General features: G+C 69.1%; 23 protein-coding genes. 22 read left to right on the top strand and 1 reads right to left on the bottom strand.

All coding sequences use genetic code 11. The features are described from left to right. Positions 1-78 precede the first annotated feature (78 nt). The 3 genes from ruvC to ruvB are packed head-to-tail and all read left to right on the top strand — an operon-like array spanning position 79 to position 2,342. On the top strand, positions 79-648 hold the full coding sequence (ruvC, locus tag AB0F41_RS22710; protein WP_357426894.1) for a crossover junction endodeoxyribonuclease RuvC: 570 nt from the start codon (positions 79-81) through the stop codon (positions 646-648). Continuing rightward, a complete protein-coding gene (gene ruvA / locus AB0F41_RS22705) occupies positions 645-1,247 on the top strand; it encodes a Holliday junction branch migration protein RuvA (protein ID WP_357426892.1) in 603 nt (200 codons plus the stop codon). Before ruvC ends, ruvA begins: the two co-directional genes overlap by 4 nt. A gap of 6 nt (positions 1,248-1,253) precedes the next feature. Beyond that, the gene (ruvB, locus tag AB0F41_RS22700; protein WP_357426890.1) at positions 1,254-2,342 is read left to right on the top strand and encodes a Holliday junction branch migration DNA helicase RuvB; all 1,089 of its coding nucleotides are present in this window, start codon (positions 1,254-1,256) and stop codon (positions 2,340-2,342) included. Positions 2,343-2,373: 31 nt separating this feature from the next. Here ruvB and AB0F41_RS22695 read toward each other — a convergent pair whose 3' ends face one another. Further along, positions 2,374-2,616, bottom strand: a complete 243-nt coding sequence (locus tag AB0F41_RS22695; RefSeq protein ID WP_357426888.1) for a DivIVA domain-containing protein — start codon at positions 2,614-2,616, stop codon at positions 2,374-2,376. Positions 2,617-2,831: 215 nt separating this feature from the next. Here AB0F41_RS22695 and yajC point away from each other — a divergent pair, with 215 nt between their 5' ends. The 19 genes from yajC (at position 2,832) to AB0F41_RS22600 (ending at position 25,300) form a co-directional block, all read left to right on the top strand. Continuing rightward, positions 2,832-3,227: a preprotein translocase subunit YajC gene (gene yajC / locus AB0F41_RS22690; RefSeq protein ID WP_357426886.1), complete on the top strand. Its 396-nt coding sequence runs from the start codon at positions 2,832-2,834 to the stop codon at positions 3,225-3,227. Positions 3,228-3,329: 102 nt separating this feature from the next. Continuing rightward, complete coding sequence (gene secD, locus AB0F41_RS22685; RefSeq protein WP_357426884.1) at positions 3,330-5,246, top strand: protein translocase subunit SecD; 1,917 nt, start codon at positions 3,330-3,332, stop codon at positions 5,244-5,246. Between the two features lie 2 nt (positions 5,247-5,248). Beyond that, complete coding sequence (secF, locus tag AB0F41_RS22680) at positions 5,249-6,472, top strand: protein translocase subunit SecF (RefSeq protein WP_357426882.1); 1,224 nt, start codon at positions 5,249-5,251, stop codon at positions 6,470-6,472. 20 nt (positions 6,473-6,492) lie between these two features. Further along, complete coding sequence (locus AB0F41_RS22675) at positions 6,493-8,178, top strand: ABC transporter substrate-binding protein (RefSeq protein ID WP_357426880.1); 1,686 nt, start codon at positions 6,493-6,495, stop codon at positions 8,176-8,178. 108 nt (positions 8,179-8,286) lie between these two features. Then, complete coding sequence (locus tag AB0F41_RS22670) at positions 8,287-8,859, top strand: adenine phosphoribosyltransferase (protein ID WP_357426878.1); 573 nt, start codon at positions 8,287-8,289, stop codon at positions 8,857-8,859. 184 nt (positions 8,860-9,043) lie between these two features. Then, positions 9,044-10,621, top strand: coding sequence for an ATP-binding cassette domain-containing protein (locus AB0F41_RS22665; protein WP_357426875.1), 1,578 nt, complete (start codon positions 9,044-9,046; stop codon positions 10,619-10,621). 175 nt (positions 10,622-10,796) lie between these two features. Then, on the top strand, positions 10,797-13,190 hold the full coding sequence (locus tag AB0F41_RS22660; protein ID WP_357426873.1) for a RelA/SpoT family protein: 2,394 nt from the start codon (positions 10,797-10,799) through the stop codon (positions 13,188-13,190). 316 nt (positions 13,191-13,506) lie between these two features. Then, on the top strand, positions 13,507-15,153 hold the full coding sequence (locus tag AB0F41_RS22655) for a cutinase family protein (protein WP_357426871.1): 1,647 nt from the start codon (positions 13,507-13,509) through the stop codon (positions 15,151-15,153). Positions 15,154-15,210: 57 nt separating this feature from the next. Continuing rightward, positions 15,211-16,125: a hypothetical protein gene (locus AB0F41_RS22650; RefSeq protein ID WP_357426869.1), complete on the top strand. Its 915-nt coding sequence runs from the start codon at positions 15,211-15,213 to the stop codon at positions 16,123-16,125. A gap of 13 nt (positions 16,126-16,138) precedes the next feature. Beyond that, complete coding sequence (locus tag AB0F41_RS22645) at positions 16,139-17,008, top strand: hypothetical protein (RefSeq protein ID WP_357426867.1); 870 nt, start codon at positions 16,139-16,141, stop codon at positions 17,006-17,008. Positions 17,009-17,084: 76 nt separating this feature from the next. Continuing rightward, on the top strand, positions 17,085-17,738 hold the full coding sequence (locus AB0F41_RS22640; RefSeq protein WP_357426865.1) for a hypothetical protein: 654 nt from the start codon (positions 17,085-17,087) through the stop codon (positions 17,736-17,738). 93 nt (positions 17,739-17,831) lie between these two features. Further along, the gene (locus AB0F41_RS22635; protein WP_357426863.1) at positions 17,832-18,131 is read left to right on the top strand and encodes a hypothetical protein; all 300 of its coding nucleotides are present in this window, start codon (positions 17,832-17,834) and stop codon (positions 18,129-18,131) included. 7 nt (positions 18,132-18,138) lie between these two features. Then, positions 18,139-18,408 (top strand): hypothetical protein, encoded by a 270-nt coding sequence (locus AB0F41_RS22630; RefSeq protein WP_357426861.1) that lies wholly within the window; start codon positions 18,139-18,141, stop codon positions 18,406-18,408. Positions 18,409-18,439: 31 nt separating this feature from the next. After that, a complete protein-coding gene (locus tag AB0F41_RS22625; RefSeq protein WP_357426859.1) occupies positions 18,440-19,090 on the top strand; it encodes a hypothetical protein in 651 nt (216 codons plus the stop codon). Then, on the top strand, positions 19,087-19,893 hold the full coding sequence (locus AB0F41_RS22620; protein WP_357426857.1) for a hypothetical protein: 807 nt from the start codon (positions 19,087-19,089) through the stop codon (positions 19,891-19,893). Before AB0F41_RS22625 ends, AB0F41_RS22620 begins: the two co-directional genes overlap by 4 nt. Positions 19,894-19,913: 20 nt before the next feature. Beyond that, positions 19,914-21,455, top strand: coding sequence for a hypothetical protein (locus AB0F41_RS22615; protein WP_357426855.1), 1,542 nt, complete (start codon positions 19,914-19,916; stop codon positions 21,453-21,455). Continuing rightward, positions 21,452-22,942 (top strand): SCO6880 family protein, encoded by a 1,491-nt coding sequence (locus AB0F41_RS22610; RefSeq protein ID WP_357426853.1) that lies wholly within the window; start codon positions 21,452-21,454, stop codon positions 22,940-22,942. Before AB0F41_RS22615 ends, AB0F41_RS22610 begins: the two co-directional genes overlap by 4 nt. 7 nt (positions 22,943-22,949) lie before the next feature. Continuing rightward, positions 22,950-24,995: a hypothetical protein gene (locus tag AB0F41_RS22605; protein ID WP_357426851.1), complete on the top strand. Its 2,046-nt coding sequence runs from the start codon at positions 22,950-22,952 to the stop codon at positions 24,993-24,995. Further along, complete coding sequence (locus tag AB0F41_RS22600) at positions 24,992-25,300, top strand: transposase (RefSeq protein WP_357426849.1); 309 nt, start codon at positions 24,992-24,994, stop codon at positions 25,298-25,300. The genes AB0F41_RS22605 and AB0F41_RS22600 overlap by 4 nt, the downstream gene beginning before the upstream one ends. Positions 25,301-25,308 lie beyond the last annotated feature (8 nt).

The following is a 25,308-nucleotide window of genomic DNA, read 5'->3' as shown; positions in this document are numbered from 1 at the left end:
CGGCCCGTGTCACTCGCGCCGGGATCTCCGCGCCTGCACTATAGTTCGAACAACTGTTCGTTCTGGGAAAGGTGCGCGGTGCGGGTGATGGGCGTCGACCCCGGGCTCACCCGGTGCGGGGTGAGCATGGTCGAAGGGGGCGCGGGACGCAGCGTGCGGGCGATCGCGGTGGATGTCGTACGGACCCCGGCGGAGATGGACCTGGCCCGGCGCCTGCTGCGGATCTCCGATGCCGCCGAGGAGTGGATACGGACCCACCGGCCGGACGTGGTGGCGATCGAGCGGGTGTTCGCCCAGCACAATGTGCGCACCGCCATGGGCACCGCCCAGGCCGGCGGGGTCATCGCGCTGGCCGCCGCCCGCCGCGATATCCCGGTGATGTTCCATACGCCGAGCGAGGTGAAGGCCGCGGTCACCGGTAACGGCAGTGCGGACAAGAAGCAGGTGACCGCTATGGTCACCCGTATCCTCGGGCTCGCGGCGCCGCCGAAACCCGCCGACGCGGCCGACGCTCTGGCGCTGGCCATCTGTCACTGCTGGCGGGCTCCACTCCTGGACCGGATGGCCCGGGCCGAGGCGCTGGCCGAACAGGCCCGGCGGCAGTACACACAAAGACTCGAAGAACAGCGGAAGGCGGTGCGCGGGTGATCGCGTCCATCCGGGGCGAGGTGATCGAACTCGCCCTCGACCATGCGGTGATCGAAACCGCCGGGGTCGGATACCAGTTGAACGCCACTCCCGCGACGCTCGCCCGCCTCACCCGCGGCGAAGAGGCCCGGCTGCACACCGCGCTCATCGTGCGCGAGGATTCGATGACCCTGTACGGGTTCGCCGATACCGAGACCCGGGATCTGTTCGGGCTGCTGCAGACCGTCTCCGGAGTCGGCCCCCGGCTGGCGATGGCGGTGCTCGCGGTGCTCGAACCCGAAACATTGCGTAAAGCGCTCGCCGCCGGCGATCTCGCGGCGCTCACCCGGGTGCCGGGAATCGGTAAGCGCGGCGCCGAGCGGATGGTCGTGGAACTGCGGGACAAGGTGAACCTGGTTCCCGTGCCGGACACCCCCGGCGCGGCACCGGCGCCGGTGCACACCCCGGTGCGGGAGCAGGTGCTGGAGGCCCTCACCGGGCTCGGGTTCCCGCTCAAACAGGCCGAACCGGCCGTGGACGCGGTCCTCGCCGAACAGCCCGACGCCGGGAACTCGACCGCATTGCGGGCCGCTCTCGGGATGCTCGGCAAGAACCGCTAGGCCGTGATGGACTACGACGATTTCCCGGAGCCGGCGGATTCCCCGGTCAGTGCCGGATACCTGGCCTCCGACGGCGATGCCGAGTCCGGGCTGCGTCCCACCTCGCTGGACGGATTCATCGGCCAGCCCCGGGTCCGGGAACAGCTGGCGCTGGTCCTGCGCGGGGCCACGGCGCGCGGCGGCACCCCCGACCACATACTGCTGTCCGGTCCACCCGGGCTGGGTAAGACCAGTCTGGCGATGATCGTCGCCGGCGAACTGGGTTCCGCGCTGCGGATCACCTCCGGCCCCGCCCTGGAGCGCGCCGGAGATTTGGCGGCCATGCTCAGCAACCTGGTGCACGGCGATGTGCTCTTCATCGACGAGATCCACCGGATGGCCCGTCCGGCCGAGGAGATGCTGTACCTGGCGATGGAGGACTTCCGGGTCGACGTCGTGGTCGGCAAAGGTCCCGGCGCCACCTCCATCCCGCTCGATATCGCCCCGTTCACCCTGGTGGGGGCGACCACCCGCTCCGGTGCGCTCACCGGGCCGCTACGGGACCGGTTCGGATTCACCGGGCATATGGATTTCTACGAACCCGCCGAACTACTGCTCATCCTGCAGCGCTCGGCGCAGATTCTCGGCGTGCAGATCGATACCGACGCCGCCGCCGAGATCGCCGGCCGGTCTCGCGGCACCCCCCGTATCGCCAACCGGCTGCTGCGCCGGGTCCGTGACTACGCCGAGGTTCGTGCCGATGGCCGGATCACGGTACCGGTCGCGCGGGCGGCGCTCGAGGTCTACGACGTCGACACGCTCGGGCTCGACCGCCTGGACCGGGCGGTGCTGGGAGCGCTCGTCCGCGGATTCGGCGGCGGGCCGGTGGGGGTGTCGACCCTCGCGGTCGCGGTGGGCGAGGAGGCGACGACCGTGGAAGAGGTCTGCGAACCGTTCCTGGTCCGCGCCGGAATGGTCGCCCGCACCCCACGCGGCCGGGTGGCGACCGCCGCCGCCTGGACCCATCTGGGACTCACTCCGCCGCCCGACCTGGTATTCGGGGCACTCGAGGTCCGTGGCCGGGAACCGCACCCGACCCTCGATCTGTTCGATTGAGCCCGGCCGGCGCGGGACCCGGACGCAACGTTCAGATGCGGAACTCGGCGCGAACCCGCTGCAGGAATGCGTCCACCTGATCCGGGTGGTACCCACGGGTCAGCAGTGGCGCCTGCGGCAACTCCCGGTCCAGGTGCGCCGAGGTCAGCACAGTGCGTCCGGCGAGCGCCGCGGCGATGACGTCCAGGAGTTCGTCCACCTCGCGTTCACGGTAGCCGCGACTGCCGAACGGCGCACGGCCGAAAGTGATCTGGTGAATATCTTCCGGTGTCATACCCCGAGTATGGCGGCGCACCGGACCTCGGGGCCGATCGAGGAGCCGGACCATCCGGTACCGGGTGAAGCGGATGCGCCGGACCTCCCGGTGCGGTGTCCCGGGCTCCGGCGATCGGCGTGTTCGGGCGTGCGGGTGTGGCGCCGGACGGGCGAACTGGCAGACTGTGTGCGTACCCGTCCCTCTCCTCACCCAGATCAGGACTGACTTCGACCATGGATCTGCTGTTTCCCCTCATACTGGTCGCGCTGCTCGTGCCGATGTTCCTCGGTATGCGCCGCCAGAAGAAAGAGGCCGACAAGGTCGCCCAGATGCAGGATGGACTGAAGGTCGGCGACCGGGTCGTCACCACCTCCGGCCTGTACGGCACCGTGATCGAGGCCGACGACACCAGTGTCGATCTGGAGATCGCCGAGGACGTCGTCACGACCTGGCTGCGGCAGGCGATCCGCGAGGTGCGCGTCGACGACGACACCGCCGGTGACGCCACCGACGCCACCGCCACCGACGCCACTCCCGGTGACGATGCCGCCGAGTCCACCGACTCGCCGTCGGCCCCCGCCGCCGAGGAGACGACGGAGCAGACCCAGACCCGGCTGACCAAGGACTGAATCCACGGCCCGGCCACCGGACCGGATTACCCGGGCGACCGGTGGCTTCGGCATGTGCCGTGGCCGTTCCACCCAGAACTTCCGCCTAGGAGATGACGACCTGTGCCACCGTCCCAGGGATCGGCGCACCAATTCCGCTGGCTCGCCTTGTTCGGCGTGCTGGTGGCCGCGATCTACGCGCTGGTGTTCTTTACCGGTGACAAATCACCGACACCCAAGCTCGGCATCGACCTGCAGGGTGGTACCCGGGTCACGCTGACCGCCCGGACCCCCGACGGGAACCGGCCCAGCCAGGACAGCCTCACCAAGGCGCAGGAGATCATCGAGAACCGGGTGAACGGGCTCGGCGTCTCCGGCTCGGAGGTGGTGATCGACGGGGACAATCTCGTGATCACCGTGCCGGGCGACGACAGCCAGCAGGCCCGCACCCTCGCCACGACCGCCAAGCTCTACATCCGCCCGGTGCTGCAGGCCGCACCGGCACCGAACACCCAGCAGGGGCAGCAGGCGCCGGGGCAGCAGCCCACCGCGCCGACCGCCCCCGGCGACCCCACCGCGCCCGCTCCGGCCGACGGATCCGCGCCGCAGGGTGCCGCGCCCGACGGGACCGTGCCCGGGGCTACCGTGCCGGAGGGGACCGTGCCCGAGGGATCGGCTCCGGCGGGTGAGGCGCCCGCCGACGGTGCCGGCGACACCGGAGACCAGTCCGCCCCGGCCGAAGAGACCCCCGCGGCGGCCGCTCCGATTTCCGCCGAGGAACTCGACGTCCATCCGGCGCAGGCCCCCGGTACCCCCCTCCCCGATACGCCCGCCCCCGGGGAGCCCGCTCCGGCGCCCGCGCCCGGTGAGCAGACGCCCGCCCCGGCCCCCGGTGAACCGGCTCCCGCCGACGAATCGCTGAGCCCCCAGGAACAGGTGCAGCAGGAGATCGAGGCCGCGAAGGCCATCCGGCAGAGCACCGATCCGACCATGCAGAAACTGGCCATGTCCGCCCTGGACTGTTCGGCTCCCGATCCGCTGGCCGGTAACGACGATCCGAACCTGCCGCTGGTGACCTGCTCCACCGATGGGACCGAGATCTTCCTGCTCGACAAGAGCCGGATCGACGGTCAGGAGATCGCCGACGCCACCTCCGGTTTCAACACCGAGCAGTCGCGGCACGAGATCAACCTGGAGTTCAAGGGCGGCGGCAGCGACGCGTGGGCGGCGCTCACCGGCGAATACATCCAGCAGCGTGTCGCGTTCGTCCTGGACTCCCAGGTGGTCAGCGCGCCGGTCGTGCAGCAGGGACCTCAGCTCGGCGGCCGGACCCAGATCTCCGGCAACTTCAACGCCTCCAGCGCGCAGGACCTGGCGAATACGCTCAAATACGGTTCGCTGCCGCTGTCGTTCCAGACCTCCGAGGCCGAGACCGTCTCCGCGACCCTGGGCCTGTCCTCGCTGCGCGCGGGTCTGATCGCCGGCGCGGTCGGCCTGGCCGTGGTGCTGGTGTACTGCCTGGCCTACTACCGCATGCTCGGCTTCCTCACGGCGTTGTCGCTGGTCGGGTCCGGTATCGCGGTGTACGGGATCATGGTCCTGCTGGGCCGCTGGATCGGCTTCACCCTCGACCTCGCCGGTATCGCCGGTCTGATCATCGGTATCGGTATGACGGCCGACTCGTTCGTGGTGTTCTTCGAACGCATCAAGGACGAGATACGCGAGGGCCGAAGTTTCCGGTCCGCCGTACCCCGGGGCTGGCAGCGTGCCCGCAAGACGATCCTGTCCGGTAACGCGGTGAGCTTCATCGCCGCCGCGGTGCTCTACGTACTGGCCGTCGGGCAGGTGCGCGGGTTCGCCTTCACGCTCGGCCTGACCACCATCCTCGACGTGGTGGTGGTGTTCCTGGTGACGGCACCGCTGGTGCATCTGGCCTCGCGCTCAGCCTTCTGGGCCAAACCCTCGGTGAACGGGCTCGGCGCGATGCAACAGCTCGCCCGTGAACGCAAGGCGGCCGAGGCCGCGGTCGGGAAGGCGTGACGATGAACAGCCCCGTGACGATGGACAAATCCGCTCCGCGGCCTTCCTCCGGCCCCCGGCACAGTTGGATGAGCCGCCTCTACACCGGTACCGGTGTGCTCGACGTGGTGGGCAACCGCCGCCGCTGGTACCTGATCACCGCCGTGATCGTGCTGATCTGCCTGGCCAGCATGGCGCTGCGTGGTTTCACCTTCGGTATCGATTTCGTCGGCGGGTCGCGGATCCAGCTCCCGGCCGGCGACGCGACCACCGAACAGGTCGAGCAGGTGTACACCGAGACGATCGGTGCCGACCCCGAATCGGTGCAGACCGTGGGCACCGGCGGCGGCGCGACGATCCTGATCCGCTCCGAGACCCTCGACGCCGGTCAGCTGAATTCGCTGCAGACCGCGTTGTACGACGAGTTCCAGCCGCGCGACGCGAGCGGTAACCCGAGCCGCAACGCGATCAGCGCCTCCGATGTCAGTGAGACCTGGGGCGGTCAGATCACCCGGCAGGCGCTGATCGCGCTGGCGGTGTTCCTGGTACTGGTCAGCGTCTACATCGGTATCCGGTACGAGCGCGATATGGCGCTGGCGGCGCTGGCCGCCCTCGTCTTCGACCTGCTGGTCACCGCCGGTGTCTATTCACTGGTCGGGTTCGAGGTGACGCCGGCGATGGTGATCGGCATGCTGACCATCCTCGGTTTCTCGCTCTACGACTCGGTGGTGGTGTTCGACAAGGTCGAGGAGAACACCCGTGGTGTACTACACACCAACAGGCGGACCTACGCGGAGCAGGCCAACCTGGCGATCAACCAGACACTGATGCGATCCATCAACACCACGATCATCGGCGCACTGCCGATCATCGGCCTGATGGTGATCGCGGTGTGGATGCTCGGAGTCGGAACCCTGCAGGATCTCGCACTGGTCCAGCTGGTCGGCACGGTGGTCGGCGCCTATTCGTCGATCTTCTTCGCCACACCGCTGCTGGTGTCCATCAAGGAGCGCTGGGGCCCGGTGGCGGCGCATACGAAGAAGGTCCACGCCCGCCGGGCCGCCGCGGCCGCCGGCCGCCCGGCGCCGGGACGCCCGGGACCCGGACCGGAACGGAACGGCGCTCCGGGCCGCCGGCCCGTGCCGGCGGAGCCCGGCGACGCGACGCAGCAGGCACCGCGCAGGGCCGGTGCGGCCGGGCCCCGGCCCGGTACGCGCCCGACCGGAAAACGACAGAGGCGGCACTGACAGACGAGGGGTAGGGATCGATGCGACAGTCATATCCGCGCCGTACGATCGCGCTGCTCGCGGCCACCGCCGCGGCCGCCGGACTGGCGTCGGGATGTTCGGGTGCGGACCAGGTCCCGTCGATCGGCTACGCCGTCGACACCACCGTCACCAGCTACAACGGTGGTACCACTGCGGGTTCGGCGTCGGCTCAGGCCGTTTTCGGCCGGGTGCTGACCGGGTTCTTCTATACCGGGCCGGACGGTCAGCCGGTGGCCGATTCCGATACCGGCACCGCCAAGGAGGTGCCGGGGGAGGCGCAGACCATCCAGTACCGGCTGAACCCGAAGGGCGTCTACTCCGACGGGGTGCCCACCTCCTGTGACGATCTGGTGTTCACCTGGGCCGCGCGCAGCGGCCGCGTTCCCGGCTTCGATTCGGCGAGCACCGCCGGATACGAGGATATCGAGCGGGTGGAATGCCAGCCCGGCTCCAAGGACGGCACCGTGGTCTTCCGGCCCGGTCGCCGCTATATGCCCTGGCGCACCCTCTTCGGCGCGGGTGAGCTGATGCCCGCCCATATCGCCGCGCAGGCCGCGAACGTGCCCGATGTCGTCACCGCGGTACAGCAGGACGACCGCGATGCGCTCGGCCGGCTGGCGGAGTTCTGGAACAAGGGCTGGGATCTGGCGCCCGGTGATCTCGACGCCACCCGGTTCCCGGCCTCCGGGCCCTACCGGATCGAATCCTTCGACGCCGACGACGGCCTGGTTCTGGTTGCCAACGAACGCTGGTGGGGTGAAGCGCCGGCCACCGGCCGTATCGTCGTCTATCCGAAACCGGCGGATCTCGCCGACAAGATCGAGAGCGGGTCGGTTGCCGTGGCCGATATCGGGGCCGGTTCGCTGCCCGATCTCGACCTGAGCGCCTATGCCGTCCAGCAGCTGCCCAGCCGTGGCGTCGAGCAGTTGGTACTGGGGACGCGCGGGGTGTTCGAACAGGCCGCGGCGCGACGTGCGCTGGCTCTGTGCGTTCCGCGCCAGGCGTTGTTCGACGAACTGGGCCGGGTGACCGAGGCCCCGGAAGCGGGGCTGGGCTCCGGAATGTCGAATTCGCGCACAGTGCAGCAGGATTCGCTGTTCTACCCGGCGGTGACGGGTGCGGCCGGACAATATGCGGGCAGCGATGTCCCGGGTGCGAAGGCGGCCCTGGCCGAGACCGGGCAGAAAACACTCACCGTCCGGGTGGGTTATCTCGCACCGGATGCCCGGCGGGCGCGTACCGTTTCGATGATCGCCGACGCGTGCCGCGGCGCGGGAATCACGGTGCAGGACGCGAGTACTCCCGATTTCACCCCGGCGCAGCTCGCCGGTGGCGCGGTGGATGCGGTGCTCGGTGGCCCGGGCGGTGCTCCGGGGCCCGCGGGTTCGCTCGACGGCCGGGAGGATATCGGCGGTCTGCGTAGCGGCAGCGGGCTCAATATCGGGCAGTTCCGCAACGGCCGCTACGACGCGATCACCGATCAGCTCGCCGGCGACGATGATTCGACCGACCAGCTGAATCTGCTCACCGAGGCGGAGAATCTGCTGTGGGCGCAGCTGCCGAGCGTGCCGCTGTTCGCGACGCCGCGCACCATCGCGTTCGGCGGGGGCCTGGAGCACGCCATCCCCGGCCCCTCCCGGGCCGGTTCCGGCTGGAATATGGATCAGTGGGTCCTGCAGCGGTGATCCGGTGCCCGAGCGCAGCGGTGATCCGGTGTTCGGCGCGTGGTGGTGAGCGGGCGCTCGGCGCGTGGTGGTGGTCCGGCGCTCGGCGCCGATGACGGAGGTGTGTGGATGAGTGAGCATTCGGCGGCGGATCCCGGCGCTGTGGTCGCCGAGCGGACCGGTCGGGCGGCCGAGCTGGTCCGGCGGCACACCCGCTGGGCCGACGACTTCCCGGAGCCCGGGGTGCGGTTCGCCGATCTCACCCCGGTTTTCGCCGACCCCGAGGGTTTCCGGACGGTCGTCGACTGCCTGGCGACGCTGGTGCCGGATGTCGACCTGGTAGCCGGTGTCGATGCCCGGGGATTCCTGCTCGGTGCGGGCGTCGCGGCGACGCTGGGCACCGGTGTCCTCGCGGTGCGTAAGCGCGGTAAGCTCCCGCCCCCGGTCATCACCCGCGAATACGAGCTCGAATACGGCACGGCGGCCCTCGAGGTCCCGGCGACCGGTGTGGCGTTGGAAGGTCGGCGGGTCCTGCTGCTGGACGATGTCCTGGCGACCGGCGGCACGCTCGCCGCCGCGGCGGATCTCTTCCGGACGGTCGGTGCCCAGGTGGTCGCGGCGGCGGTCGTCCTGGAGATCGAGGCGCTGGGCGGGCGAGCCCGGCAGGGGGAGTATCCGGTGACGGCGATCGTCACCGTCTAGTACCCGGTCAGGTCGGGGACAGGAGTGACACGGGCAATAATCGCTGGCGCCGACCCGTGTGCCGGAGTAGTTTGTCTGTCGTCTTGTTCCCGATGATCGGAGCTGCCGTTGCTCTCATGAGGTAGTCGCTCGTGCGGCCCGCATTCTGCGCGTCGCGTTCGCACCGATACCTCGAGGGGCAGCAATGGCCACTATTTCTTTTTCCGATCTCACTTTCTCCTGGCCGGACGGCACTCCGGTGTTCGACGGGCTGGACGCGGTGCTGGGCCCGGGCCGTATCGGGCTGGTCGGATCCAACGGCGCCGGCAAGTCCACGCTGCTGCGGTTGATCGCCGGGGAGTTCGGGCCCGCGCGCGGTTCGATCGGTGTCACCGGTGCACTCGGTTATCTCCGGCAGGACCTCGGACTGTCGGTGGGGCAGCGGGTGGACGAGGTGCTCGGTATCGCCGGCGTGCGAGCGGCGCTGCACCGGATCGAATCCGGGACCGCCGCCGACTCCGATTTCGAGACCGTCGGCGCCCGTTGGGATGTCGAGGAACGCGCGGTGGCACTGCTGGGCCGCCTGGGCCTGGACTATCTCGCGGGTTCCCCGCACCACCTGGATCGACGGCTCGACACCCTGTCGGGCGGCGAGACGGTACTGCTCGGCCTGGTGGCCGAACTGCTCGCCGATCCGGATGTGCTCCTGCTGGACGAGCCCACCAACAATCTGGACGCCGCGGCGCGAAATCGGCTGTACGAGGTGCTGGCCCAGTTCGGCGGGACGGTACTGGTTGCCGGCCACGACCGGGAACTGCTGGAACGGATGGACGCCATCGCCGAACTGCGCGCCGGCCGGCTGCGCCTGTTCGGCGGACGATTCAGCTACTACGAGCAGATCATCGAACAGGAACAGGAGACCGCCCGGACGGCGATTCGGGACGCGCGCGGTGAGGTACGCAAACAGTCCCGCGAGCTGGTGGAGACCCGGATCAAACTCGATCGCCGCCGCCGCTACGGGCAGAAGATGTACGAGAACAAGCGCGAACCCAAGATCATCATGGGGGCGCGCAAGAGGCAGGCCGAGGTATCGGCCGGCAAGCTGCGCAACAACCACCTCGAGAAGGTGGAGGAGGCCGAGCAGCGGTTGGAACAGGCCGAGGAGCTACTCCGCGACGACCGGGAGATCCGCGTCGACCTTCCCGGCACCCGGCTGTACCCGGGGCAGCAGGTGATCGCGCTGGAGGAGGTGACGCTGGCCAACGGCCCGGTCGTCTCGCTGGCGGTGAACGGCCCGCAGCGGCTGGCGATCACCGGCCGCAACGGCGCGGGTAAGACGACCCTGTTACGCCGGATCGCCGACGAGGGCCCGCGGGTGTCCTGGCGGATGTTGCCGCAGCGGCTGGATGTGTTCGACGAGAGCGCAACGGTATACGAGAACGTCGCGGCGGGCGCCCCGCATGCCGATCCGGAGCTGATCCGTGGCCGGCTCGCGCGTTTCCTGTTCCGCGGCGCCGCCGCCGATATGCCCGCCGCCGCACTGTCGGGAGGTGAACGGTTACGCGCTGCCCTGGCCATGCTGCTGCTGGCCGAACCCGCGCCCAGACTGCTGATCCTCGACGAACCCACCAACAACCTCGACCTGGTGAGCCTCGGGCATCTCACCCAGGCCCTGGCGGCCTTCCAGGGGGCGCTGATCGTGGTGAGCCACGACCTGCGGTTCCTGGACGAGATCGGCATCACCCGGCACGCCGAACTGACCTCGGAAGGACTGCGCGAATGAGCCGAAACCCGGTCGCGCCGCAATGGCCGGACTCGAATACGGTGTTCACACGGGTGGGTGGTCATATCGATAGGTGTCGATGCTGTTGCTGCGGGGTTTCCCGTGGTGCTGCGGGGGCTAGAGTTGGTGGTCTGGAACGTTGCGGTGACCGGCCGTGGCAGGGAGAGGTGGTGGCATGACTCAGCATCTGGGCGAGACGAATGTCGAGCAGACGTCCGGCTCATCGGCCAACGGTGCTTCCACCCCCGCCGCTCCCGCCGCCGGTGCGCGCCGTGACACCGAGCCGGAGGCCGGTCGGCAGTCGGGCGCGGTGCCGAGTTCGGCCTCCCGCCGGGTGCGGGCCCGGCTCGCCCGGCGGATGACCGGTCAGCGCGGTATCCCGGCGGTGAAGCCGGTACTCGAACCACTGGCCACGGTGCACCGGGACCTGTACCCGAAGGCCAATCTCACCCAGTTGCAGCGGGCGTTCGACGTCGCCGACGAACGGCACGCCACCCAGTTCCGGAAATCCGGCGATCCGTACATCACCCATCCGCTGGCCGTCGCGAATATCCTCGCCGAACTGGGGATGGACACCACCACCCTGGTCGCGGCGCTCCTGCACGACACGGTCGAGGACACCGGGTACACCCTCGAACAGCTGACCGCCGATTTCGGGCCCGAGGTCGCCCACCTCGTCGACGGCGTCACCAAGCTGGACAAGGTCAATCTGGGCGCGGCCGCCGAGGCCGAGACCATCCGCAAGATGATCATCGCGATGGCCCGCGACCCGCGGGTCCTGGTGATCAAGGTGGCCGACCGGCTGCACAATATGCGGACCATGCGCTTCCTGCCGCCGGAGAAGCAGGCCAAGAAGGCCCGGGAAACGCTCGAGGTGATCGCCCCGCTGGCGCATCGACTCGGGATGGCGACGGTCAAATGGGAACTGGAGGATCTCGCGTTCGCGATCCTGCATCCGAAGAAGTACGACGAGATCGTCCGGCTCGTCGCCGACCGCGCCCCGTCACGTGACACCTACCTGGCGAAAGTGCGCGCGGAGATCGTCAACACCCTGGCGGCGTCGCGTATCCCCGCGACCGTCGAAGGCCGGCCGAAGCACTACTGGTCGATCTATCAGAAGATGATCGTCAAGGGAAAGGATTTCGACGATATCCACGATCTCGTGGGTATCCGGATCCTCTGCGACGAGGTCCGCGACTGCTATGCCGCCGTCGGTGTCGTGCACTCGTTGTGGCAGCCGATGGCCGGCCGGTTCAAGGATTACATCGCCCAGCCCCGGTACGGGGTGTACCAGTCGCTGCACACCACGGTGGTCGGTCCGGACGGTAAACCGCTCGAGGTGCAGATCCGCACCCACGATATGCACCGGACCGCCGAGTTCGGTATCGCCGCGCACTGGCGCTACAAGGAGACCAAGGGCCGCCATTCCGGCGATTCCGGCGAGGTCGACGATATGGCCTGGATGCGGCAGCTGCTCGATTGGCAGCGAGAGGCCGCCGATCCGGCCGAGTTCCTGGAATCGCTGCGGTTCGATCTCAAGGCTCCGGAGATCTTCGTCTTCACCCCCAAGGGGGATGTGATCACCCTGCCGCAGAAGTCCACTCCGGTGGATTTCGCCTACGCCGTGCATACCGAGGTCGGGCACAAATGTATCGGCGCGCGGGTGAACGGGCGGCTGGTCGCGCTGGAACGCCAGCTCGAGAACGGTGAGGTCGTCGAGGTCTTCACCTCCAAGGCGCCCAACGCCGGGCCGAGCCGCGACTGGCAGAGTTTCGTCGTCTCGCCGCGCGCCAAGGCCAAGATCCGGCAGTGGTTCGCCAAGGAGCGCCGCGAGGAAGCTCTGGAGAACGGCAAGGAGCAGATCAACAAGGAGGTCAAACGCGTCGGGCTGCCGCTGCAGCGGCTGATGAATGTCGACGCCATGACCGCTGTCGCGCACGAGTTGCACTACGGCGATATCTCCATGCTGTACACCGCGGTCGGGGAGCATCAGGTCTCGGCGCGGCACGTGGTCCAGCGCCTGATGGCGCAGCTGGGCGGGATCGGCGATGTGGAGAACGAACTCGCCGAACGGTCCACACCGTCGACCACACCGCCGCGGCAGCGGCTCAGCGGCGATGCCGGGGTGTTGATTCCCGGCGCCGAAGGCACCGTCGCGAAGCTGGCCAAATGCTGTACGCCGGTTCCGGGCGACGAGATCTTGGGCTTCGTCACCCGCGGGGGTTCGGTCAGTGTGCATCGGGTGGACTGCACCAACGCCGATTCACTGCGGGACCAGTCCGAACGCATCATCGACGTCGAGTGGGCGCCGTCACCGCATTCGGTGTTCCTGGTGGCCATCCAGATCGAGGCACTGGACCGCACCCGCCTGCTGTCCGATGTCACGAAGGTGCTGGCCGACGAGAAGGTCAACATTCTGTCGGCCGCGGTGACCACCCACGGCGACCGGGTCGCGATCAGCAAGTTCACTTTCGAGATGGGTGATCCGAAACATCTGGGGCACTTGCTGAATGTGGTCCGCAACGTCGAGGGCGTCTACGACGTGTACCGGGTCACCTCCGCCGCCTGACCGTAGCTCCGGGTTCGCTCGGGCCCCGCGCGGCCCGCGGATCGGGTTACGCGGCAACCGGGCCCGGCCGGCGTTCCCGGGTCTCGGCGGTCGTTTCGGGGTCTTGGCAGGGCTGCCCAGAATGCCGGAAAATTATAACGTTCGGGCGTCGACGCGCCGCGTCACGTGCAGTTGCGCCTGGCGGGTTGCGTAAACTCTTCGCCGCGTCAGCGGTCATAGCCGGAATCTGTTACCGTCTATTGCGTTTCGTCGCGCTCGGTAACTGCGGTAGGACTGATTGCGGGTCGCTATGGCTGGATACACAAAATTCTCGGGGATGCTGATCGCACTCACCGTCGCTGTGGCGACCGTGACGGCAGGCGATCTCACCTCCGCCCACGCTCAACCGCCGAATCCGGCGGGGCCCGCGACGGAACTCTCGGTTTCCTCGTGTCCGGCGCTGTACGCGCTCGGAATCCAGGGCACCGGCGAGTCGTCGCCGGATGCCGCCCCCACCACCGATACCGGCATGCTGTCGACGGTGTTCCGGCCGCTGCTGGCCGCCGCACCGGAGCAGGGCTTGGTGGATCGCGCCTATGTGCCCTACGAGTCCAGTTTCGGGGGCGTCGACGGGGGCAGCGCGACACCGTATTCGGATTCGGTGACCGGCGGTCTGATGCGGTTGCGCAGTATGGCCGGCTCGGTGGCGGAACGCTGCCCCGAGACCCGCTTCGCCGTCGTGGGGTACTCCCAGGGCGCACACGTGGCCTCGGTGTTCGCTCAGGAGGTCGGGCAGGGCCAGGGTGCCCTTCCGCCGGAGAAGATCGCGGCGGTGGCGCTGATCGGTGATCCGACCCGCAATCCGGGCGCCCCGTTGTTTCCCGGTGCGCCGGGGAAGGCGAACCCGGACCCGGCGCCCGGTACCGAGGGGACGCTGATCGCGGAGATCGCCGCGCTGCCGCAGTCTCCCGCCGCCGGCGGCGGTATCGCCCCGAACCGGGACTCCGCGGAGAATTTCGGCGCCCTCACCGGCCGGGTCGCGAGTTTCTGCGCGGCGGGCGATCTCGCCTGCGACGCCCCGGAGGGCGCGCCGATCCTCAAGGCGGTCGCCGGGGTGGCCGGGCAGATGAAGCTCAGCGGCGGCGATCCCATCGCCTCGCTCACTTCGATCGCCCAGGCGCTCGCCTTCACGTCGATCAAAACCGCCACCAAGGTGGTCAACGAGGACATCTCGGGTACCTCGCTGGCGACTCTGAACATCTCGCCGAAGAAGTCGATTTCGGAGCGGCTCGCCGACGCCGCCGATCCGCGTACCCCGCTGGATATTCCGGCCGCCATGCGGGCGATGCTGAAGGTGGGCATGATCGGGCTCAACGCCGTGGTGACGGTGGTGCGCACGGTACTCAACCCGGCCGCGATCGCCGAACTCGCCACCGCCGGGCTGGCGAACCCGCCGGCGGCGTTGTTGCTGCTGGGAACCAAACTGCTCGGCGCGATTCCGCAGCTGATCCCACCGACCACCGGTATCCGGCTGGTGAGCCAGGCTTTCGACTCGGTGATCGAGAACATCACCGACAACAGCGAACTGCTCAACACCACCACCTGGGTGCGGTACTGGGATACCATCCAGCGGCATCAGGCCTATGGCAATGCGTCCATTTCGGCAACCGGCGACGCACCCACGCGGTTCATCGCGGACTGGTTCGCCGCCGCCGCGCGAGATCTCGCGGCTGTGCACGGAAGTGGGCACGAACCGGTATCCGGCGAGGTCACGCCCCCCGTGGGTAGCGCTCCGGACGTCGGGGTACCGCCGTCCGGCGGATTCTTCGGGGCCGAGCCCGGCGCGTCTCCCGCGCCTGCTCCGTCCGGTACGGGACAATTCCCATTTGGGACAGGAGCCGACGGTGCCTCCTCGGATGAGCCGTTGGTTGCCCCGCCCCTGGCACCCCCGACAACCGAAACCGACTCGTTCTCCGTGAACTGATCGCCGAGAGGGATCGATGATGCGACATCACGTGCCCGGCGCCACGGGAATGGGGGAATGTTGAAGTCCTACAAAAAGCTCGACAGATGGTACGGTCCGCTCGAACCCGAGGGGGAGGGGAACGCGGACACCGCCGCCCGGGCGGCGCACCGCGATAACGTCCCCGGGCCCGATGACGATGGTCCTGCCCGCTATCCCGACTATATCCCCGCGGCCGGTAGCGCATCGGCCGCGCCCGATCCCGCACCCGCCGAGCTCTCCGGCCGGCGCAGCGATTTCACCGGCGGCTGGTCCGACTGGGTGGATGCGCCGGAACCCGATCGCGACGGTGACGTGGTGCGATTCCCGTGGCCCGACGACGACGATCTCACCGAACCGGCCCGTATCGGCCGCACCCCGGCGCGGCTGCGGGACGCGGCACCGGGCCGGCGGGCCCGCCGGCTGCGGACCTTCGGCGTCCTGGTCGCCGCGGTCGTGCTGCTCGCGATCGCGGCCGCGGTGGTGCTCTATCTGCTGGCCCCCGGCGCGCCACGGGCGGCCGCTCCGGACGCCGGCGCCGGCCTGCGTTTCACCGCCGGAGATGCCGGGGCCGTTCCGGTGGCAGCGCGGTGTCCCGACGAACGATCCGGGGCGGTGGTGCGCGGCGCGGGCCCGGGGAGCACCGATTCCGGCCCGGAGGCGATCCTGAGTTTCCAATACGCCTACTACGTGCAGCGTTCCGGTGCCGAGGCATACGCCGTGGTGGCGCCTGGCGCGCCGGTACCGCCGGTGGAGGTGATCCAGGCCGGAATCGACAGCGTCGCCGCCGGAACCGGGCACTGCGTCCGGATTGTGACGGGAGCGGCCGGTGAGCATACGGTCGAGGTGACCGAATACCGGCCCGGCGGCGAGCCGGTCACCTACAGCAGGCAAACGGTCACCACCGCGGTGATCGACGGTCGCACCCTCATCACGGGTATTTCGGCCGGATAGAGGAGAGTGCAGGATGGGAGAGGATTGGAGCCGCTGGCTCGATACCGCACCGGATTCCGGTGCGGCGGACGAGGCGGACGGAACCGGCAGAGCGTCGGTGGTGCGGTTGCGCGGTGAAGGCCGCGTACGCGCCGCGGGTGCGGCCCGGCCGATCCTGGTGGTGGGCGGCTGCGGCGGCGCCGGAACCACCACCACCGCGCTGGGGCTGGCCGGTGAACTCGGGTCCGCCGGTACCGCGACCGTCGCCGTTGACGCGACGCCGGCCGGCGGCGATCTGGCCCTGCGGGGCGCCGATGAGCATCTGCACCCGATCAGCCTGCAGCAGTGGCTCTACGGCCGCGGTGAGGACGAACCCGCCCCGCTGAAGGAATGTATGTCCCGGGCGACATCCGGAATCGGACTGCTGTGGCGCGACGCCGCGCCGCTGCGCCGCCGGGCCAGCTACCTGACCGTGGCGCGCGCGGTGGACCAGGCCGGGTACACCGGGGTCTACGACGGCGGCAACCCCATCGCGAGCCGGCAGTTGCGGCCCCTGCTCGACGATGCCGATGTGGCGCTGGTACTGGCCATCCCGGCACGTACCGACGCGGCGAACCGGTTGCGGGTGACCCTGGAATGGCTGGACGACGAATACGACGACGCCGCCGAGCCCATGGGAGGGGGGATCGTCGGGGACACCACGATCGTCATCTCCCATCAGCAGCCGGGGGTCGATTCCCGGGTGGCCGAGCATCTGCGGGAACATCTGTCCGGATGGGTCCGTGAGATCGTCGAGGTACCCTACGATCCGCATCTCGCGCGCGGCGAGCTGGTCCGTCATCTCGACCTGGCCGAGGACACCCGGAAGGCGTACGAAACGCTACTGGCGGGGATGGCATCATGATGCGCTCTCTGCGCCCACGCTGCGGCCCGCGTGGCCCGCACGCGGTGATTCCGAGCGAGGCATCATGTCTGTTGCCATGAGTTTTCCGCGCCGGCCGGACCGTTCCGCCACCGCCGGAGTGGTGCCCCCGCCGGAATCACGTCGCGCGGCCATCTGGGACCGCCCGGTACCCGGCGCGGGCCGGGCACCGCTGGTGTGGTTGCTGGGTGTGCACGGCGGCGCCGGTGCCAGCAGCCTCGCCCATGTACTGGCTCCCGCGGCGGATTCGGGCCGCCGATGGCCCGGAGTCTACGAGCGGGAATCGCCGTTCGTGGTGCTGGTCGCCCGGGAAACCATCGCCGGTCTCACCCACGCCCATGATCTGCTGCGCCAGCACCATTCCGGAATCGCCGGACCCAGCCAGGTACTCGGGTTGATCACGGTGGCCGCACGCCCGGGCCGGATGGCTCCGGAGATCCGCCGCTACCGCGAGGTGGTGGCCTCCCTGGCCGGGCAGGTGTGGCAGGTGCCCTGGTACGAGGAGTGGACCCTGGTCGAACCGGAGAAACTCCCGGTCTGGACGCCGGGGGTCGCACCGCCGACGCAGCGGCGGCGCCGGATCGATCCACTCGACGAGGTTCCCCTGGACATCCGGGAACTCGGCTCGGAGATCGTCGCGGCCGCCCGTGCCGCGCTGGAAGAATCGGAGGCCGCCCCCACCAGGGGCCGATCGAGATTCGTAGAGGAGTGATGCCGTGATCGCCGTAGAGCACGCCACCCATTTCGTGCTCCCCGCGTTCGCGCGGACCGAATGTTGCACCTCAACTATCGAGAAAGGCACCCGATGAGCACCGTATTCCTCGCGGTTCACCAGGTCTACGACGCGGTGGTGGTGGCCCAGGTCGGCAATCCGACCCCGGAGGCACCGCCCGGTTCGGAGAAGATCCTGCAGCTGGTCCGCTACCTCACCTGGTTCGTGCTGCTGTCCGGAATCTGCGGAATCATCTACGCGGGAGGTAAATTCGCGTGGGAGAAGTGGACGGGCGGCGGTCTGGAATCCCCGAAGATGGTGGCGGGAGCCATGATCGGCGGTGTGGTGGCCACGAGCGCGGGCACCATCATGAACGCCGTGATCGGAACGTGAGGTAGTAATGGATCTGGTCGGGGCGGCCGGGGTTCTGGCCTACAAGCAGATGCCGGCCGAGGTGCTGGAACCGCTGATGCAGTTGCTGAACTGGCTGCTGTGGTTCGTGCTCATGGGCTGTCTGGCGTGGATGATCGTCTCCGCCGGGAAGCTGTGGCTCACCTTCAAAGGTGATCTGGCGATGAACGACGCCTCACACGGCGTGCTCATGAGTCTGCTCGGCGCGGCGGTCGCCAGCACCGCCTCCGGTATCGCCCTGGCGTTCCTGCCCGGATGAACCGGGGCGAGGCGAGGGGAACGACCTGCGGATGAATTCGACCGTGTCACCGGCCGCCGGCCGGACCGGCCGGCCTGCTGCGCCGCGGGCCGCCGGGCTGCTGTCGGCGGTTCTGCTGGCGGGTGCCGTCGGTTGTGGCTCCGGCGACGCCACGGCGCCGCCGGATCTGTCGGCGCCGCCGACGAATGTGCGCTGGCAACCCTTCCAGGGGGTACCGTTACCGCGGACGGATCAGGGTCCGCGCGCGGAAACAGACGGCGCGGCAACGGGTTTCGAGCAAACACCCACGGGTGCGGGTGTCGCCGCCATGGTGCATGCCGTGCGGCTGGCGATCGCCGATGACGGGCAGTGGTCGAATATCGTTGCCCGGGAAGTGGTTCCGAGTGCGGCGAAGGACGAATGGGCGGTGAACCGGGTGCAGGTGTCGATCAGCGGCCCGGCCGACCCGGTGTACGCGCCGCGTCTGCTCGGCTACCGGATCACCGAGTACACCGAGCAACGGGCGCAGGTGGACGTCTACAGCGAGTATTCGGACAGTTCGAAGGCGGTGAACCATACGACCGTGGAGTGGTTCGCGCAGGATTGGAGATTACGGCTGCCGGATAGCGGCGCGACCACCAGGCCGATCGACCCGGTCGGCGAATTACCCAGTGACACTGTGAAATTGGAGGCACCGAAGTGAGCGGGAAGGAGACCTATCAGCGTGACCGCGTCTCCTTCGGTGTCGTGGCGTCCGCAGCGGTCCTGGCACTGATCGTGATCGTCGGTGTCGTGATGTGGACCGGACGCGACTCCGAGCCCGAATCCGGCCCTGCGCCCGCGGCCACCGTGGGCGAGGGTTTCGCCGATCCGGAGGTGGACATCTTCAATCGCCGTATCGATATCCCCAACAATCCGGCGGGACAGGCCCTCTTGCAGGACCCGTCGCCGCAGCGCAATCCGGCCGATCCCGACTGGCTGACCGCCGCCCCCGCAGGCACCACGCAACCGCGCGGCTGGCAGCGGGTCTACGGTGCCTCGGTACCGTTCTCGACCTCCGACGGTCCGCACCGGATCGAGGACGGTCTGGCGGTCGGATATTCGCATACCCCGCAGGGCGCGGCGCTGGCCGCCGCGCAGATCACCTACCGCCTCAACGCCCGGCCGGCGCACCGCGACCTGTACGTGCGGCAGGTGCGGGTGTCGGCGCAGCAGATCGCGGCCTACGACCAGGCTCTGGATTCGGAGCGGCTGCCGCAGCAGCAGCCCGAATCGGTGACCAGGTATCTGGTGGCCTCCGATGCGTTCAAGGTCGACGACTACGCCGACGATATGGCGATCGTGCGGCTGGCGCTGCGGGCCCCGGCCCTGGACGGGAAGCCGGTGTGGGTGACCTTGCGGCTGATCATGGTGTGGGACGCGGGCGACTGGCGGCTCAAGCCGACCACCTCGCCGAATACGCAGACCGAGTACGTCGAATCGCTCGAGGGGTGGACTCGATGGTGATTCCAGTGTTGGGACGGAATGTGGAAGCTCAGCCAGTACGCGAAGACAGCCCGCCCGCGCAGGCGCGGCAGGCCCCTGTGATCTCTCGCCGGGTATCGCTGGCCAGACGGTTCCTCACGATCTTCGCGGTGATCTTCACCGTGATGGTCGCGACGCCGACGGTGGCCTACGGTCAGACCTACGGGTTCGACGAGACCTGTAACGAGATCCACGACACCCTCGACGACCTCGGCATTCCGGGGATCTCGCTCGGTGACGCCGCCTCGGCGGTCTGTAAGGCCGGCAACGCGGGCTCGCATCCCGGGCAGGCGGCCGACGCGGTCAAGGACAAGGCCTGGGATTCGACCTTCGGCAAGGTGGTCGATTCGCTGATGAACGGCCTCGGCGAGGCCATCATCCTGGCGCTCACCTTCTGGATGAAGGTGCCCAATGAGGTCGCCAGTGATTCCGGCAGCCTTTTCACCAAGATCAACGATTACACCTATCAGGTGCAGATACTGCTGTTGATGGCCTCGATCATCATCACGGGCCTGCGATTGGCCGAGGCCAGACGCGGCGGGGCGATGGACGAGGCCGCCGAATCGTTCAGGATGTTCACCCGGGTGGTGTTCAGCTCCTGGATGCTGGGCGCGGTGATCGTCGCCGGTACCCAGGCCTCGGACCGGTTCGCCGAATGGATCATCCAGGACGCCACCGACGGCAATGCCAAGAACATGGCCGAGTTGATGGTGAAAACCAGTGCACTACAAGCATTTTCACCGGGCCTGGTACTGATCATCGCCATCGTCGGCCTGCTCGGCGCGCTGGCCCAGATCATCTTGGCCATCGTCCGGCAGGGTCTGCTGGTGATCGCCGCCGGCGTGCTGCCGCTGGCGGCCGCCTCGTCCGGGATGAGTATCGGCAAACAGTCGTACCAGAAACTGGTCGGCTGGATCATCGCGTTCATGCTGTGGAAACCGGTGGCGGCGATCGTCTACATGATCGCGTTCACCACTGCCGGGCACGTCGACGAGATGACACCGGCCGGTGGTCTTCCCGAGGCCGAGCAGGCGCAGCGGATGCTGGTGGCCATCGTGCTGCTGTGCAGTGTCGCGTTCGTCCTGCCCGCGCTCATGCGCCTGGTGACCCCCGCGGTCGCGATCGTCGGTAGCGGCGGTTCGGGTCTGACCGCCGCCGGCGGCACCCTCATCGCCGCGGCGGGTCTGGGCGCCATGGGTACCAAGGCGGTCGGCGCCCGGGGCGCCGCCGCGCCGGGCCGCGCCGGATACGTCGGGGGCGCGGCGGGTCCGCCGCCGCCCGGCGGTGGTCGCGGCGGTGGAACGCCCAGGCCGGCGCCGCCGCCGCGCGGCGGAGGCGGCGGCGGGGCGCCGCAGCAAAGGTCGGGTACACCCGCGGGATCCGGCGGTGTACCGTCCGGAGCGTCCCGCGTGGCCCAGCGCGTCGGCGCCGCCCGGTCCGCGACCACCGGGATGACCCGCGCGGATCAGGCCATGGGCGATGTCGCGGGCGACCGCTGGACCAACCGTTCCCCCGACCTCGGTAGGAGCACCATCCCGCGATGACCAGCACCGAAACCTACGAACGCCGCTCCTACGGGTTGTGGCAGAAGCCGCGCAGCGCGGGCCTTTTCGGGCTGCGGTGGGAAGAGACCGTGCTCGGGTTCGTCGTGGTCATCACCGCGCTGTTCACCGCGATGGTCGGCGGTTTTCAGTGGGGTGCCATCGTGGGCGGGGTCGGTGTGGTGATCATGGCACCCCTGGTCGTGCGACGCGGGGGCCGCTCCGGCTACGAGACGGGATTGATGATGTTCCACTGGATGCGTTCGCGCAGCCGCGGCGAGCACGTGTACCGCGGCGGCCGGTTCTCCCGGGTCCCGGGTGGTTTCACCCGGCTGCCGGGACTGCTCGCGCCCTCGAAACTGTACGAGGGCATCGACGCCGGCGGTTACAGCTTCGGCATGATCCACCTACCGCAGTTCGCGCAGTACACGGTGGTACTGCGGGCCTGGCCGCAGGGCCACGAGGCGGTGGACCAGCCGGTGATCGACCGCTGGGTCTCGGCCTGGGGCACCTTCCTCGCCTCGGTCGGGCAGACCAGCGATATCGTCGCGGTGGTGCCGGTGATCGACACCGTTCCCGAGACCGGGAACCGGTTGCTCACCGAGGTTTCCACCATCACCAGGCCGGAATCCCCCGATCTGGCGCAGCAGGTGATGTACGAGCTGGCCACCGAACTCCCGCAGGAGCGGGTGCAACTGCTGCCCCGGGTGGCGATCACCTTCAAGGCCACCACCGCCGAGCGGCGCAAGAACCCGGCCGAGGAAGCGGTCGAGATCGGCCGCCGGCTACCCGGGATCTGCGCCGCGCTGGCCGAAGCCGGTGTCCGGGCGCAGCCGATGTCGGCCGACGAGGTGATCTCGTTCATCCGGCGCAGCTACGATCCGGCCTCCCAGGCCGACCTCGAGGTCGCCGCCGGGGAACCGGAAGGCCACGGCCTGGATTGGGCCGACGCCGGGCCGGTTTCGCACGACGAGAAGTGGGACCATCTCCTGCACGACGGCGGCCGGTCGGTCACCTGGGAGATGGATACCGCCCCGGAGGGCGCGGTCGACGAACGGGTCCTGCAGCGGCTGCTGGCGCCCAATCCGGAGGTACCGCGGAAGCGGATCGCCATCGTGTACCGGCCGCATTCGGCGGCCGACGCCGCCGAGATCGTCGACGACGACTTCAAGAACGCCCTGGTAGCCCAGCAGAGTGAACGCGGCGTGGTGTCGGCTTCGGCGACTCTGCGGGTCGGTGCGACCCAGCAGGCGCGCGAAGAGCAGGCGCGCGGCCACGGTGTCACCCGCTTCGGCGCCCTGGTGACCATCACCGAACCGCTGCGCGGCGACCTGCCGCGTATCGAGGCCATCACCCGCGACCTGTCCACGCAGGCCCGGTTGAAGATCCGCCGCTGCTACCGCTACCAGGCGGCGGCGTTCGCGGCCTCGCTCGGTTGCGGGGTGATCCTGCCCGAGCACGCGACCATTCCTAAAGCATTGGCGGGGTGAACGACTGATGGCACGCGAGCACGAGCCGCCCGTCCGGGAACGGAACCGGGTCCGGGCCGCCACCGGCGACCGGACCCGATCCGGCCGCGACGAGGAGCGCCGCATCCGGGGCGACCGGGACGGACAGCACGGTCCGCCCGCCGCGGAGCGGCGGGAGGCCGAACGCTCGCGCGCCGAACGCCGGACCCGCACGCCGCGCGACGGCGCCGGAACCGACCGGGACCGTGCCCGCCGGGCGCGGGTGGACACCACCGCCGACCGGGCGATGGGCACACCGGAATTCGACAAGGCCGCGCGCCGGGCGAAGCTGCGGGCGGAGAAGAAGCGGCAGCAGGGGCCGGCGCTGCTGGATTCCGCGACCCGGTCGCGGCTGGAGGAGCTCAGCCGGGAAGGTGCCGGGCTGCGTGCGGCATGGGCGACCTTCCGGGTGCGGACCGACGATATCCGCCGCCGCAATTACGCGGCGCGCGCCGAACACGAATTCCAGGACGGTTTCGACCGGCAGACGGCCCAGCTCACCGAGCGTGGGTTCGCCGGCGCGGGCGGCGGCCGGATGAACGTGGTGGGCCGGCCGGTGGAGTACCGGGCCACCACCGCGCAGGTCGCGGGCCTGTGGCCGTGGTCGGTCGGTGCCGGCGCCCCGTTGATCGGGACCCCGCTCGGATCGCATCTGCACACCGGCGCACCGGTGTGCTTCGACCCGATGAACTGGTTCATGCGCGGCAGCTTCATCACCGCCCCGAGCCTCTTCGTGCTGGGGCTCAACGGTTTCGGTAAATCCTCGCTGGTACGGCGGATCGTGCTCGGTGGGGTCGCGCAGAACATCACCCCGTTGATCCTGGCCGATGTCAAACCGGACTACCGGAAACTGGTGGAACTGGTGGGCGGTCAGGTGATCGACCTCGGGTACGGCCACGGCAAACTCAATCCCCTCGCCGGCGGCGTTCTCGGCGAGATCGTGCCGCTGCTCGCGGAACATCCCGAACTCCAGCGGCAGGTACTGCAGGATCTGCGGGCCCGGCAGGTGACCTTGATCGCCGGCCTCGTCGAACTGGTCCGCGGGGCGCGGGTTCGCGACTACGAGGAGACCCTGATCTCCACCGCGCTGCGGATCCTGTACCGGCCGGGCAGCGGCTACACCCCCGATTCGCCGCCGATCATGGAGAACCTGCTGGAGGTCATCGTCGAGGGCGGCGAGCAGATGATGCTCGACGCCGGCGCCGACGATCCGGCCGAATACCACGATGCGATCCGCGGTTTGCGACGTTCCATGCGCGCGCTCACCCAGGGTCCGTTCGGCGCGGTCTTCAACGGGCAGACCACGGTGCCCATCGACACCGATTCGGTCGCCGTCTGCATCGACGTCTCCCATATTCCCAACGGCGACAAGAAACTCAAGGCCGCGGTCATGCTGGCCTGCTGGGCCGACGGATTCGCGGCGGTGGAGGCCGCGCATACCCTCACCGATGCCGGGATGGCGCCGCAGCGCTATTTCCAGGTGGTGATGGACGAGCTGTGGCAGGTGCTGGGCCTCGGTGATTTCATGGTCGACCGGGTCGACGAACTCACCCGGCTGCAGCGCGGTATCGCCACCTCGCTGATCATGATCAGCCATACGATCAAGGATCTGCAGGCGCTGGGATCGGAGGCCGCGATCGCCAAGGCGCTCGGATTCCTGGAACGTGCGCGGGCCAAGATCTTCGGCGCCCTACCGGCCGAAGAGATCAAACGGCTGGACAGTACGATCCCGTTCACCTCGGCCGAAGAGGAGATGGTGACCAGCTGGTCGGCACCCCAGGCGCTGACGGGTGAGGCGCTCAAGCCGGGTCAGCAGCGTCCGTCGCCGCCCGGTACCGGTAAATTCCTGCTGAAGATCGGTGAGGACCGGCGCCCCGGGATCCCTTTCCATATGGAATTCACTCCGGCCGAGAAGCTCAGCGGTATCCACGACACCAACCAGCGGTTCGAGGAGTTCACCTCCTATCCGGGCAGGTTCGCCGACGGCCAGGGCGCGGCGGACGCTACTCCCACGGTGGGTGGGAGACCCTCATGATGCCGCACCGCTCGTATCGCCGGGTGTCCCCCGAGGTCCGGGCCGCCGCGGTGGAACAGGTCCAGGCGCTGACCGGGAAATTGCGCAGTGAATCGGAGGCCTGCCGGGTGGTCGCCGAACAGATCGGCGTGCACACCAATTCGGTACGCAACTGGGTACGGGCCGCCGAGGGGCCGAGCGTGGAACGGATGGACGCGGCGGCGCTGCGGCGCAAGGTCACCCTGCTGCAACAGCAGCTGGCCGCCGCCGCCGAGGTGAACCGGGCGCTCGCCGACACCCTCAACGAATCCCGGCGCCGCACGTGAACCCTGCG

Source organism: Nocardia sp. NPDC024068, assembly GCF_040638875.1.
GTDB lineage: Bacteria > Actinomycetota > Actinomycetes > Mycobacteriales > Mycobacteriaceae > Nocardia.
The sequence above is the reverse complement of the archived record's forward strand: the minus strand, read 5'-3'. Positions and strand labels throughout refer to the sequence as shown.